4 protein-coding genes are annotated in these 15,524 nt (G+C 44.4%); 3 read left to right on the top strand and 1 reads right to left on the bottom strand.

Annotation, left to right across the window (positions count from 1 at the left end; all coding sequences use genetic code 11):
- Positions 1-387 precede the first annotated feature (387 nt).
- Positions 388-5,712, top strand: coding sequence for a choice-of-anchor I family protein (locus ABF638_RS31975; RefSeq protein ID WP_435026871.1), 5,325 nt, complete (start codon positions 388-390; stop codon positions 5,710-5,712).
- A gap of 86 nt (positions 5,713-5,798) precedes the next feature.
- Here the strand turns inward: ABF638_RS31975 and ABF638_RS31970 are convergent, their stop codons facing one another.
- A complete protein-coding gene (locus tag ABF638_RS31970) occupies positions 5,799-6,032 on the bottom strand; it encodes a hypothetical protein (RefSeq protein ID WP_435026870.1) in 234 nt (77 codons plus the stop codon).
- Between the two features lie 36 nt (positions 6,033-6,068).
- On the opposite strand from ABF638_RS31970, the gene ABF638_RS31965 reads away from it, so the two are divergent.
- Together ABF638_RS31965 and ABF638_RS31960 are read left to right on the top strand one after the other, a co-directional pair.
- The gene (locus tag ABF638_RS31965; RefSeq protein ID WP_435026869.1) at positions 6,069-11,471 is read left to right on the top strand and encodes a phytase; all 5,403 of its coding nucleotides are present in this window, start codon (positions 6,069-6,071) and stop codon (positions 11,469-11,471) included.
- A 652-nt stretch (positions 11,472-12,123) separates the two neighbouring features.
- Positions 12,124-15,231 (top strand): esterase-like activity of phytase family protein, encoded by a 3,108-nt coding sequence (locus ABF638_RS31960; RefSeq protein ID WP_435026872.1) that lies wholly within the window; start codon positions 12,124-12,126, stop codon positions 15,229-15,231.
- The last annotated feature ends 293 nt before the right edge of the window (positions 15,232-15,524 follow it).

The raw sequence follows: 15,524 nt of genomic DNA, 5'->3' as shown, positions 1-15,524 counted from the left end.
GGCTAATAGTACAAAATTGTGGGTTTTCAAGACGCGATAAATCGCCGTCTCTACATGAACTTTATTGCTTTTTTATGGGCGTAAAATTGCTGCCCCTCCGACTTCTTCGACTAAATCCAGGTGTATATCTCAGAGCAACTGACTACCAAATATTTGTTCTTTTAACCTTTTGCTAGCGGTTTCTTAATGTTGCCGAGATAACTTGAGGTTGCTGAATATGGATTAATGCTAGTAAAATCCGTAGCTTTTTTGACCACAAAATAGTTTTTTTTGATAGTGATATTGCGATTGTCAATATGACTTGATTATGTTTGCAAATTATTCCTGAATATCAGCTTTTCAGGTGGTTCTCAAACAATACAAAATAAATTGAAGGAGACGTTATTAATGGCTTTGACACAAGGCGATATTGCTTTTATCTCTTTCAATGCCGATGAAGATGGTTGGTCTATTGTCACGTTTGTAGACATAGACCCGAATACAATCATTTACTTCACTGATAACGAAGCTACTAGCCTGACAGCTTTTAACACTGGGGAGTCTTATTTTCAGTGGAATTCAGGAGCTAGTACAATTACTGCTGGTACTGTAATTCGTTTCAGCGCAATTGACAATGCTGTTAATCTAGCAGCGTCGATTGGTACATTGAGTCGGGTTAGCGTTTCTGGTAGCGCTAACTATGGTCTTGCTGCATCTGATGAGACTCTTTATGCTTATCTCGGCACTAGTGCCACTGCTCCAACCACATTTCTGGCTGGTGTGTCAAGTGAGGGGACAACAAATCTGACTCCTGCTGGGCTAAGTAATGGAGTTAATGCGATCGCACTCTCGAATGACTCTGACTATGGGGTATATAATGGTTCACGCAGTGGACAAGCCAGTTTTGCAAACTACAAACCGCTTGTTAACAACGTCGCCAATTGGTTCGATGGAGGAGATGGTAGTTATGCTGCAACAGTCCCAGATACCACAAACTTTGCGATCGCCGGTGGAAATCCCACAGTCAATTTATCTGTAAACACTAACTCCGGAACTGAAGCAGGTACAACCCAAATTACAGTTACCGCTACTGCTTCTAGTGCTGTTTCCGGTAATCAAACAGTTAACTTAGGTGTAAGCGGAATTGACATCACCGCCGGAGATTACAACCTCAGCAACAATATCATCACAATTCTTGACGGACAAACCGCAGCTTCCGTCACCTTCACCGTTGTAGATGATGCTGTAATTGAAGACACAGAAACCGCGACATTAACCATCAGTAATCCTTCCGCAGGTATTACACTAGGCACTACTTCCCAAAACATCACGATCGCTGATAACGATGCTGTGTTTCCAATTGTCAACTTATCCCTCAGCAGCACTACTGGCTTGGAAGCAAATACAACAGCTATCACCGTTACTGCTACTGCATCCAGTGCCGTATCTGGCAATCAGACCGTTAATTTAGGGGTTTCGGGAACAGGCATTACCAGCGGAGATTTTTACCTCACCAACAATATCATCACCATTCCTAGTGGAGAAACCACTGGTTCTGTTACCTTTATCGTTGCCGATGATGCGATCGCAGAAGGAACAGAAACCGCAACATTGACCATTGGTACACCCTCCGCAGGTATTATCCTGGGCAGCACCACTTCCCAAAATATTACGATTACCAACAATAACTCCAGCTTTTTGGAGAAAATTGGCGGCTTCACTAGTACAAATGGAGCCGAAATATCCGCCTTTGATCCTGCGAGCGATCGCCTGTTTGTGGTTGCTGGCAGCATAATTGAAATTTATAATGTCAGCAATACAGGTGCGGTAACCTCGGCTGGTTCTTTGACAACAGGATTTACTCCCCCCGCAGGTACGCAAGCCATTCCCAACAGCGTAGCGGTGAAAAATGGCATTGTCGCAGTCGCTTACGCCATCCAAAACACCACCACAAACGCCCAACAGACAGGACAGGTGAGTTTCTACAATGCCGCCAATAGCAACTTCTTGAACTCGGTGGCGGTGGGTGCATTACCCGATATGCTCACCTTTACCCCCGATGGGACGAAGGTATTAGTCGCAAATGAAGGAGAACCCAACAGCTACGGGCAACCAAATTCGGTAGATCCTGAAGGTTCAGTCAGTATTATTAATATTTCTGGTGGCGTGGCGAATGCAACCGTTGCTCAAGCCTCATTTACCAGCTTCAATAGCCAGATGGCTACGCTAAAAGCCGCAGGCGTGCGGATTACTGGGCCCGGCTCGACGGTAGCACAAGATTTAGAACCAGAATACATTGCAGTAGATCCAGACGGTAAAACTGCACGGATTACATTGCAAGAAAACAATGCGATCGCTATTCTGGATATTGCTAGCGCCACCATCACCAGCATTTTGCCTCTGGGTGAGAAAAATCACAATCTCCCAGGTAACGGATTAGATGCTAGCGATCGCGATGGTAAAATCAATATTCAGAATTGGCCGATATTTGGGTTATATCAACCCGATGCGATCGCTAGCTTCAGTGCCAACGGACAAACCTATTACATTACCGCCAACGAAGGAGATTCCCGCGACTACACTGGTTTTAGCGAGGAAATCCGGGTGGGTGCAGCCGGATATGTTTTAGATCCAACTGTTTTCCCAAATGCGGCAACTCTCAAGAATAATGCCAATCTGGGACGGTTGCAATTAACCGGGGCCACAGGTGATATCGATGGAGACGGAGATTTCGATCGGATCGAAGCATTGGGGGCGCGTTCCTTTTCGATTTGGGACGCAAGCGGTAATCAGATATTCGACAGTGGCGACCAATTTGAACAAATCACCGCAACTAAAGTACCAACCCTGTTTAACTCAGATGGTGCAGCTGATACTTTTGACAGCCGCAGTGATAACAAGGGGCCCGAACCCGAAGGCGTAGTGATCGGAGTCATCAACAACCGCACCTATGCTTTTGTTGGTTTAGAACGGACTGGCGATGTCATCGTTTATGAAGTGACAAATCCGCAAGCGCCAAGCTTCGTTCAATATATCAACACTCCCGAAGATACTGCGATCGAAGGGCTAACCTTTGTCTCGGCAGATGATAGTCCCACAGGCAAGCCTTTGTTAGTTACCACAAACGAAGTCAGCAAAACGGTTGCGGTGTTTGAAGTAACTCCATCCGTTCGGATTAGCGACATTCAGGGAACGGGGCATATTTCATCCTTTAGAAATCAGACTGTCAGTAATGTAGCGGGAATTGTCACGGTTAAAACAAGTAACGGTTTTTACTTGCAAGACCCCACTCCAGACAGCGATGATCGCACTTCCGAAGCCATTTTTGTTTTCACATCATCAGCACCAACTGTATCCATCGGTGATTCCATATTAGTCAGTGGAACAGTTACAGAGTTTCGTCCAGGTAATAATGCCAATAACCTGACGACCACAGAAATTACTAGCCCGACGATAGTCAAACTCTCCAGTGGAAATGCTTTGCCAACTGCCACGATTTTGGGTAATGGCGGCAGAACTATTCCAACAACGGTAATTGATAACGATACTACCGGTAATATCGAAACTGGAACAACCACCTTTGACCCTGCCCAGGATGGCATTGATTTCTACGAAAGTTTAGAAGGAATGCTAGTCCAGATAAATAATCCTGTGGCAGTTAGTCCGACAAATTCTTTTGGGGAAATTTGGGTACTCGCAGACGATGGTGCTAATGCCACCGGACGTACAGCCCGTGGCGGTATCGTGATTAGTCCTAACGATTTTAACCCAGAGCGTATCCAAATTGATGACACACTGTTTACCTCTGGTAGCTCACCCAAAGTTAACGTCGGTGCTACTTTGGACACGATTACAGGTGTGGTGGATTATAACTTCAGCAACTATGAAGTTCTACCTACCTCAGTGACAGTGACTTCAAACACGCTGACCAGGGAAGTCACTAATTTAACTCCCACTACCGACCAACTGACAGTTGCTACCTACAACGTCGAAAACCTTGACCCAGGTGATGATCCAACCAAGTTTAACAACCTTGCTAACCGCATTGTTAATAATCTGAAATCACCAGATATCATTAGTCTGGAAGAAATTCAAGACAATAACGGGCCGACAAATGATAGCGTAGTTGATGCTAGTGCCACCTTCCAAAAATTAATTGATACAATCATTGCTGCTGGTGGCCCCACATATCAATATCGCCAAATTAACCCAGTAGACGATACGAACGGCGGTGAACCTGGGGGAAATATCCGGGTTGGCTTCTTATTTAATCCCAGTCGTGTCAGCTTTGTAGATCGCCCCGGTGGTAGTTCTACTGCCAGTACCACAGTTACCAATGTTTCTGGTGTTCCCACAGTTTCTAATAGTCCTGGTTTAATCGACCCCACCAACTCCGCTTTTACCAGCAGTCGTAAGCCGTTAGTAGGTGAATTTACTTTCAACGGTGAAACTGTTTATGTAATTGGCAATCACTTTAATTCTAAAGGTGGCGACCAACCATTATTTGGGCCGAATCAACCACCAACTCTCACTAGCGAAACCCAGCGTCAGCAACAAGCTACCCTGGTGAAAAACTTTGTCAGCAGTATTTTAGCGATCAACCCCAATGCCAATGTCGTAGTGGCGGGTGACTTAAATGACTTTGAGTTTTCCAACCCCGTCAACACCATAGAAAGCGCTGGACTGACTTCCTTAATTGAAACTCTGCCGCAAAATGAGCGTTATACCTACAACTTTCAAGGTAACGCCCAAACCCTTGACCACGTTTTAGTTAGTAACAACTTGCTCAACAAGCTAGATGGGTATGATGTTGTTCACATTAACTCAGAGTTTGCTGATCAGGATAGCGATCATGACCCTAGCGTGGCTCGGTTTAATCTCCCTAAAAACAATGCTCCCACGGTAGTACAACCGATTGACGACCAAATCATCTCTACTAATAAACCCTTCTCTTTCAATGTCAGTAATAAATTTGCTGACATCGATCAAGGCGATACCCTCAGCTACAGTGCTACAGGCTTACCCGCTGGATCGAGTATCGTTGCAAACACAGGTGTGATATCTGGCAATATCTCCCAAACTGGGATTTTTGCAGTCACAGTTACCGCTGCTGATGGTAAAGGCGCTAGTGTTAGCGATACCTTTGACCTGACTGTTGCCAATAACAAAGCGACATCTGGCAACGATATCATCTTTGTTAGCGAACTTACGGGTTTGAACAGATACATAGTCAATGCTCTAGCTGGAAGCGATCGCGTTATCGGCACTAATGGCAGTGAGTTAATCAATGGTGGAGCAGGCAATGATTACCTGGATGGCAAGGGAAGCATAGATGTACTCCTTGGCGGCGATGGCAATGACACAATTTTAGGTGGACTTGGCAGTGACGCACTTTCTGGGGGTAATGGTGATGACCGCCTGATTGGCTGGGGGGGCGGCACAAACGAAATCGACCTCATCAACGGCGAGCAAGGTGCAGATACTTACGTCTTGGGTGATGTGACTTCAGTTTTCTATGCCAATTCCGGCAACAGTGACTACGCCTATATTCTCAACTTCCAAGCAAACGATCAGATTCAGCTTAAGGGAGTTGCTAACAATTACTCACTAGGGTCAGTTAGATCGGATGTGGGCATTTTCACCAACAATGGAGCGGAATTGATTGCTGTTGTGGAAAACGGGTTAAACCGGAATACCAATTTGGCAACAGATACTCGTTTCGTCTTTGTTTAACGCAGATTCTAGCGATCGCTCTTTGGGAAACTTGAGGGCGATCGCTTGGCTCATGCAGAGGCGCAGAGTCCCAGTGAGGAATGGTACTAAGTTAAGATACAGCCCTTACCCTGACTGGTTCCTAGCCTCCAGGCTAGGAACCCATCATGGGAGGCTCCGCCTCCAATGGCTTGACGAGAGGCAGAGCCTCTAAGAATACATTCCCAGTCTGAGACTGGGAACGAGGCGACACCAGGATTTGAGCTTTTCTTAGTGCCATTCATCTCAGTGAGTAAGAGTTGGAATGCAAGAAACGCCCATTCCGCACCCGCAATTTTCAAAGCAGTCTCGTCTGGAATCTACCTGAGAATTAAACTATGGTAACTACAAGCACAATTCGCTTTTCCCAGTTCAATGCTTCTTTGAATCGGAACGCTGAAGGTCAGTTATTAAGTGATTTATCTACCCCCGATAATGCTCAGGCAAAGGCAGTTGCAGAAATCATCCAGCGCAATAACCCAGATGTGCTACTAATTAACGAGTTTGACTACTCCCCGGAGGCAGTTCAACTATTCCAGCAAAATTATCTAGCCATCAGCCAAAACGGTACAACTCCCGTTGACTACCCCTACTTCTACATCGCTCCTTCCAATACGGGTATTGCTTCTGGGTTTGACTTGAACAACGACGGTACAGTAGGAGATGGCGATGATGCTTTCGGATTCGGGAATTTTCCTGGTCAATACGGGATGCTGCTGCTGTCCAAATATCCCATCGATACCGCCAATATCCGCACCTTCCAAAACTTCCTTTGGAAAGATATGCCCAATGCTTTACTTCCCGATGACCTCGCAACACCACAGCCAAATGATTGGTATTCTGACGAGGAACTCGAAGTTGTGCGTCTTTCCTCCAAGAGTCATTGGGATGTACCCATTCAAGTGAACGGCGAGACAATTCACATCCTCGCCAGCCACCCCACACCACCAGTATTTGATGGGCCGGAAGACCGCAACGGTAAACGTAACCACGACGAGATTCGCTTTTGGGCAGATTATGTTACCCCTGGCAAAGGTAATTACATCTATGATGATGAGGGCAAAACGGGCGGAATTGCTACTGGGTCAAGCTTTGTGATTGTGGGTGATCAAAATGCAGACCCGTTAGATGGTGATAGTTTTGACAATGCTATTCGCCAACTGTTGCAAAATCCCAATATCAATACTAATGTCATCCCTACCAGTGTAGGTGGCTCTCAACAAGCAGATTTGCAGGGTGGTGCTAACTCTAGCCAAAAAGGTAATCCTAACTTTGATACCGCAGACTTTGCTGATACGACTCCCGGAAATCTGCGGACTGATTACGTGTTGCCCTCCGCTGATCTGACGATTGCCAACTCAGGAGTATTTTGGCCTCTAAATACCGATTCAACTTTTCCCTTGGTAGGTACTTTTCCCTTCCCCAGTTCCGACCATCGCTTGGTGTTCGCAGATGTGCAAACTGGGCCAAATGAACCAGGTAAAACCATTCCTCGTGCAGGATTTGTGGAAGAAACTACCTTTGTGACTGGCTTTATTCCTGCTGGTGTGGCGGGAACTGTGAATGGTGTACAGATTCCACTGGGGGGACTATCTGGTGTCACTTACGATGCTGCGAATAACCGCTACTACGCTATTTCAGACGATCGCTCGCAATTTGGCCCCGCCCGCTTCTATACTTTCACTGCTGATACTGAGGTGACTTTTACCAATGTAACGCCTCTGAAAGATACTAATAACAACTTATTTGCAACATTTAGCATTGACCCAGAAGGCATTGCTTTAACCAACAATGAGACTATTTTCATCTCTTCTGAAGGTGAAGTTAATCCTGGTGCAGGTCGGGTTAGCAATCCCTTTATTAAGGAATTTTCCCTGACAACAGGGCAAGAATTGCGATCGCTATTTGTCCCCAGCAAATTCTTACCAGTAGTTGAAGATACCAACGGCAACGGTATTGTAGATGCAGGTGACACGCAGACATCAGGTGTTTACAATAATTTGGGATTTGAAAGCCTCACCATCACACCTGACCAAAAAACCCTATTCACCGCTACCGAAAACGCACTTTCTCAAGATGGATTAAGGGCTTCACTCACCAGTGGCAGCCGTTCCCGAATTTTACAATACAATCTGCTTAGTGGACAACCAGAAAAAGAATACCTTTATATTACTGATGCGATCGCGGATGTGCCCAACCTTAGCACAGGCTTTGCTGACAATGGTTTAGTAGATTTACTTGCGATCGATAACCGAGGAACCTTGCTGGCGGTAGAGCGTTCCTTTGCCCAAGGTGTAGGCAACACTATCAAAATTTACGAAGTTTCTCTGCAAGGATCAACAGATATTAGCTTCTACGATTCTCTGAATAATCTGAGTACTGAACAACTAGAAGCTATCCAACCCGCTCAAAAACGTCTGTTGTTGAATTTAAATGATCTGGATTTGCCTAACGGTACAGATAATATCGAAGGCATCACCTTTGGCCCCAAATTAGCAGATGGTAGTCAGTCGATTGTGTTGGTAAGTGATAACAATTTCAACCAGAGCCAATTTACCCAAATCCTCACGCTCGATGCAGACTTAGTTCCAACTGCTGCACCCACGGTAGAAACTCGTCCCGATTTGTTGGATGATGAAACACTCCCAGTCGATCAACGTGCCGATGCTGATGATCCAGCCATCTATATTAATGCTACAAATTCTGCTGATAGCCTAGTATTAACCTCAGTGAAAAATGGCGGACTGCGGATTTATGACTTGTCTGGTAATTTGTTAGAGACAATTAATCCCGGTGGTATTCGCTACAACAACATTGACCTGCAATACGGTTTTAAATTAGGCGATCAATCTATTGATATTGCCGTAGCTAGCGATCGCAACAATGATAAACTAGCAATCTTCAAAATTAACCCCAACCCTGGCGCTGACGGCAATTACCTGGAAGATATTACCGACAGCAGTCTTGGTACTCTCTTCCAAGCAGCACCTTTTGCAGAACCTTATTCCTCATCTTCTCGGAGTGCTTACGGGCTGGCATTATACCGCAGCCCAATCACCAATGATTATTATGTCTTTGCCAATCGCCGCGAAACTGGAGATGTCGCTCAGTTTAAACTGATTGATAAAGGTAATGGCAAAATTGGTATTGAACGAGTCCGAGAATTTACTGTACCAACAATTGAGGGACGCGATCCGCAAACAGAGGGTATGGTAGTAGACCAGGAAACTGGTTTCCTCTACATCGGCCAGGAAAATGTCGGTATCTGGAAGTTCCAAGCAGAACCAGACGGTGGAACAACTGGTAAGCTAATTGATCAAGTCAGAGATTTGGGCGGTACTAACCTCACCGATGACGTAGAAGGACTGACCATTTATTACGGCAAAAATGGCACAGGCTACTTATTAGCATCCAGCCAAGGCGATAATACTTTTGTGGCCTACACTCGTGAAGGTAACAACGAATATGTAGGTAACTTTGCTGTCGGAAACAATGGGCCAATTGACAGCGTACAAGAGTCAGACGGTGCAGAAGTAATTAACGTGCCACTGGGGCCTAATTTTCCATTTGGTTTATTTGTCACTCAAGATGGCTCCAATGAACCTGCCACAATAGTTAGTGATGAAGGTGAAGAAGAAAATATCAGTTCTAACTTCAAGTTTGTACCTTGGGAAAATATTGCCAATGCCTTCCCTAATGCTCTAACTATTGACACCACTAGTTACGATCCACGCAATCCTGTTGCCCAACCCAAACTGACTATCTATGAATTTGAAAACCTACCCAAGTTAGGAACAACCTCTGAAAATCAAGATATTTTATTAGGTGGTTTCTCTGGGTTGTATTTCCAAGGATTTGCAGCAAATGGGAATCTGAAGTTTGTCACTCACACAGACCGAGGCCCCAATGGAGAACCTGATGGTGTAAACAGACCATTTTTATTACCCGACTTCCAACCAGAAATAGTCAGCTTTGAACTCAACCGCAGCACAGGTGAAATCAATATTACTAAGAGAACGGGGCTATTCCGTCAAGATGGGACAACGCCATTAACTGGATTGCCTAACCTACAAGGTGTAGCAAATGGTTTAGCCTACACAGATGAAATTGCCGTTGACTTAGACAACAATGTTCTCGCTAACGATCCTTTGGGTGCTGACTTAGAGGGGATTGTAATTGCGGAAAATGGAGATTACTGGCTGGTAGATGAATACCGTCCGGCAATTTATCACTTTGATGTTGATGGTAAATTAATTGACCGCTTTATTCCCCAAGGAACCGCCACAGCATCCGACCCAGATCAACCAGCCGGAACATTTGGCACTGAGGTATTGCCAGAAGTTTATGCCCAACGCCGCAATAACCGAGGATTTGAAGCTGTCGCCCTGGAAGGTGATAAATTATACGCCTTTATCCAAAGTCCAATTGATAATCCAGATGTCGCCAATGATGCAACTTCTAAAGCTTCTCTCAACCTGCGAATTCTAGAGTTTGATATTGTTACCAAGCAGGTGACAGCAGAGTATTTATATCTCCTGGAAGGTCTACCTGCAACTGATAAGATTGGCGATGCAGTTTCCTTGGGTAACGGCAAATTTGCGGTAATTGAGCGAGACGACAATGGTACGTCTGCTGGCAATAAACTAATTTACCAAATTGATTTAGCTGGGGCGACCAACATCAACAACCCTGCTAACTTTACCTTGCCAGCGGATAAAACCATTGAACAGCTTACCTCTGCGGAGTTAGCTACCGCCAATATTACCCCTGTCACCAAAAGCCTAATTGCTAATGCCGCTCAGTTGGGTTACACCGGAGTGGAAAAATTAGAAGGTTTGGCGCTGGTAGCACCCAACACTCTAGCTTTGCTTAACGACAACGATTTCAACGTTACGGGTAATACGCCTGCTGAAAAACTCGGCATTCTCGAATTACCCAATAACCTAACAGTTGTAGAGCCTCCTTTCCCGAACGGTTTTGGTTCTAGCAACAGCGATACCGTCAATCTTGAGCCAGGACAATTCTTTAGTGCAGGTGACGGAGCAGATTTGGTAGAAGGTACTGAAGGTAATACAATCGAGGCTGGGAACGGTGATGACACCGTACTTGCAGGGAGTGACTCTTCAGTATTTGGGGGAGAGGGTAACGATCAGATATTTATTGGCCAAAATGGCCCCGCTAAAAATACCAATGCTGATGGTGGCAATGGTGATGATTTGATTGTCGTGGTAGAAGCCAGTGGTAGTAATAATCTGTTTGGTGGGGCAGGTGATGATACTCTCACAATAATTGAAGGTTCTCGCCAATCATTATTCGGTGGTTCCGGTAATGATACCCTTAGCAGTGGCGGTAGCAATAACCGTCTCTACGGTGGTTCTGGAGATGACAAACTTTTCTCCAATATCAATGATTCGCTATTTGGTGGCGATGGTGATGATGTGCTATTTGCCGGTCAAGGAGGTAGTAATCGCCTGAGTGGTAGTGCTGGTGCTGACCAATTCTGGATTGCTAATGGTAGTCTGCCAATTAGTAATAACATCGTGACTGATTTTACAGTCGGGATTGACAAAATCGGGCTTGGCGGTGTCGGCGTAACTCAATTTTGTGGGCTAACGCTGTCGCAACAGGGTAATGACACTTTAGTGAAAATAGGAAATACTGAGTTGGCTTCATTGTCGGGAATTATCTCAACTAGCCTGACTGCAAATGACTTTGTTTTCTCTCCTAGCGTCGTAGCTTAGTTTGTTGCCTAGTGTTATCCCAATCCTAAATCATTTCTAAACAACAAGATCCCCGACTTCTTAAAGAAATCGGGGATCTAAATATTTAATGTGTTGCAAAGATTTTCATGAATTTATAAGCCAATACAGTTCAGAATGAGCAACAAAACCCTCATGTAGAGACGCGATTTATCGCGTCTTCAAAGACCAATTACCTACACCAATAACCCTTAGCTGAACCTTATTGATTTATAAGCCCTTACAATTAATCATTTCTTCCAGTTAGCTTATTGTTTTCTTAATCTTCTCATGAAAATATATTTACTGCTAGCTAAGTTCTCTCATACTACTATCAACAGATTTCAATTCGGTATCTCAGTCTTCTACACTCATGACTAACTAACACCAATTAGTAGTTGACATCAAATTCTCATTTCTCAAGCTTTCGATAACTCTGAGAGAATACATTTTTTGTAAATGCATTTATTTTCAGTGTTGATGACGAAATCGGACTTAACGGACTTGCCCGACCTGTAGTGTTGTAATTCTGAAATTTACCCGTAATTCCGGTTTTTAGCATGAGAATATGATTTGTTTTTCTCACAAATGATGCAATGAGAGAACTTGATTAGTTTGCAAACCAGTTAAATCCAAATACCCAACCAACATTCTAATTATGGCAATTGAATTAGTAGGCTTTGCCTCTTTACCTGCTGATACCTATGGTGATGGGCCAGTTTCTGGTGAGGAAATTTCAGGGAATGGCAGAACGGGGCCTTTCCCAGGACAGCCAATACAGGGCTTCAGTGGTGTACAGTTTGCTAATAATAACTCTTTATACTTTCTGTCAGATAATGGTTACGGCAGCAAAGATAATAGTGAAGACTTTCTGTTACGCATCCATCGTCTAGACCCAAGTTTTAAGGGAACAGAAAATGGAGATGGCACTGTTAAAGTTTTAGACTACATTCAACTATCTGATCCCAATAACAAGATTCCTTTCCAAATAGTTAATGAAGGAACTACCGATAGATTACTAACTGGTGCAGATTTGGATGTAGAGTCATTCGTCTTTGATAAAGACGGGACAATTTGGGTTGGAGAAGAGTTTGGCCCTTACCTACTACATTTTGATGCCGCTGGTAAGCTGTTAGAAGCTCCCATTGCTACACCTGACTTCTTCAAAACTCTAGGTGGAGAAGCACCATTAGTTATCGGTCATAGAGGTGCAAGTGGAAAGCTTCCAGAACATACTCTAGAAGCTTACAAACAAGCAATTGCCGACGGTGCTGACTTTATTGAACCTGATTTAGTAGTTACAAAAGATGGGGTATTAATTGCCCGCCATGAGCCTGCTTTGGCAATTTTGAATGCTGATGGCACTCTTAATTTAAGCAATACAACCACAGACGTTTACGATATTACCAAATATCCACAGTTTGCCGATCGCAAGAAAACAGTCAGTCTAGATGGAACTGAAATCACTGGTTGGTTCGCTGAAGACTTCACTTTAGAAGAAATCAAGACCTTAAGAGCTATACAGCGTGTACCTTTCCGCGACCAATCCTTCAATGGTCAATTTGAAATTCCCACCCTGGCCGAAATTATCGACTTGGTTAAAGAAGTAGAAGCCGAGACGGGTAAAAAGATTGGCATCTATCCCGAAACTAAGCATCCCACCTATTCTGCCGAAGAAGCTACTTATGTCGGCACTACGGAGAAAATTAACAGAAACATCAGTGAAATCCTGATCGATACACTCAAGGCTGAGAATTTCACCGATCCCAGTCGGATCTTCATCCAATCCTTTGAAGTCGGTAATCTCAAGGATCTCCACGATCGCATTATGCCAGAGACAGGTGTAGATATTCCCCTGGTTCAACTTTTCGATGCCGCTGGAATTAGGCTAAACGGTGAGATCATAGAGACTCAGCCTTATGATTTTGAAGTCAGTGACGACCTTCGGACTTATGGCGATTTACGGACTCCAGAAGGTTTGGCTGAAATCGCTACCTATGCTGATGGAATTGGCCCTTGGAAGCGGTTAATTGTCAGTGTCAGAGGTACTGATGCTAATAATGATGGTTTGGCAGATGATATCAACAACGACGGGACAGTAAATGAAGCTGACAGAACACTGTTACCTCCCACTACTTTAGTTCAAGATGCTCACAATGCAGGTTTACAGGTTCATCCCTACACCTTCCGCGATGAAGACCTGTATTTAGCAGCAGATTACAAAGGGAATCCAGAACTAGAATTTCAGCAGTTCTTTCAATTAGGCGTAGATGCACTGTTCACAGACTTTCCAGATACAGGGGATAAAGTCCGAGATTTCTTGAGTGATCCTCAGAATAACTTAGTGCGATCGCCACAAAACCCCGATGTTCTCTCAGGAGATGCTTTTGCTAACTTGGGTGGCTCTAAAGGTTTTGAAGGTGGAGCAATCAACGCCAGCAAAACCAAGCTCTATATGCTGCTAGAGGGTACGGTTCAAGGTGATGCTCCCGGTGCGTTGCGGATTAACGAATTTGATATCGCCAGCCGCGAGTACACCGACAATAAACTTTACTACAAGTTGGAAAATCCCGCGTATGCGATCGGGGATCTAGCAGTCATCAATGACAATGAGTATTTAGTCGTTGAGCGGGATGGCGGTCAAGGAACCTCTGCTCAATTCAAGAAGATTTTCAAAATAGACTTGTCTAAAACAGATTCTAATGGCTATGTAGTCAAAGAAGAAGTTGCAGACTTGTTGAACATCCAAGACCCCAACGACCTCAATGGCGATGGTAAAACCACTTTTGACTTCCCGTTTGTAACCATTGAAAATGTTTTAGTTGTTGACAAAAACACCATTTTGGTAGCAAATGACAACAACTATCCTTTCTCAACAGGTCGTCCTGGAGATGATCCTCAGAATCCAGTCATAGACAACAATGAAATTATTCTCTTAAAGCTGGAGAATCCTCTCAACCTTGCTCCTGGTTTAGGTCAACCAAAAGCTGAAGAAATTAAGTTTGGCTCCACAACCAGCGATGATGTTACAACCGCGCCAAATCAAACCTTATTTACAGGTGATGGAGCAGATTTTGTCGAGGCTACTCAAGGTAACACCATCCAAACCGGGAATGGTGATGACACGGTGCTTGTGGGTAGTGACTCTTCAGTGTCCACAGCAGACGGTGACGATCAAATATTCATTGGTCAAAATGGCCCGGCTCAAAATACCAGTGCCAATGGTGGTAATGGTGATGATCTTGTTGTCGTAATTGAAGCCAGTGGTAGTAATAGTCTATTTGGGGCAGCCGGTGCTGATACCCTGACAGTAATTGAAGGTTCTCGTCAATTATCCTTCGGTGGCTCAGGTAAAGACACCCTCACCAGTAACGGCAGTAATAACCGTCTTTACGGTGGTTCTGGAGATGACAAACTCTTCTCTAATGTCGATGACTCTCTATTTGGTGGCAATGGTGATGACATTCTGTTTGCTGGCCAACAGGGTAGTAATAGCCTGAGTGGTGGTGCTGGTGCTGATCAGTTCTGGATTGCTAACGCCAGCCTGCCAACTAGCAAAAACATCGTGACTGATTTTGCGATCGCCATTGATAAAATCGGTCTGGGTGGGATTGGCGTTACTCAGTTTAGTGCCCTAACCCTATTGCAACAGGGTAGTGACACCTTAGTGAAAACTGGAAATACAGAGTTAGCTTCATTGTTGGGAATTACTTCAACTAGCCTCACAGCAAATGATTTCGTTTTTTCTGCTAGTGTCGTTTAGCTGAAAGTTCAACATTCAAAATTAGTTAAACTGTAGCGATTTTGCTAATGCGGGGAAGTATCACTTCCTCGTTTTTTTATCAAGAAAGGCAGAGGGCAGGAGGAATAATGCTTCCACCGTGACATTAGGGAAAAAGGGTTTGAGATCAATACGCTTGGGTTAAGGACTAATAGTACAAAATTGTGGGTTTTTGAGACGCGATAAATCGCCGTCTCTATAAGTGTTTTGGTCTTATACAAATTTAATGTGAAGTTGCACATATCTCGATCCCCCTAAATCCCCCTTAAAAAGGG

This window comes from Nostoc sp. CALU 1950, from assembly GCF_051172895.1.
Classification (GTDB): domain Bacteria; phylum Cyanobacteriota; class Cyanobacteriia; order Cyanobacteriales; family Nostocaceae; genus Nostoc; species Nostoc edaphicum_A.
This window is presented reverse-complemented; position numbering and strand designations above follow the sequence as displayed.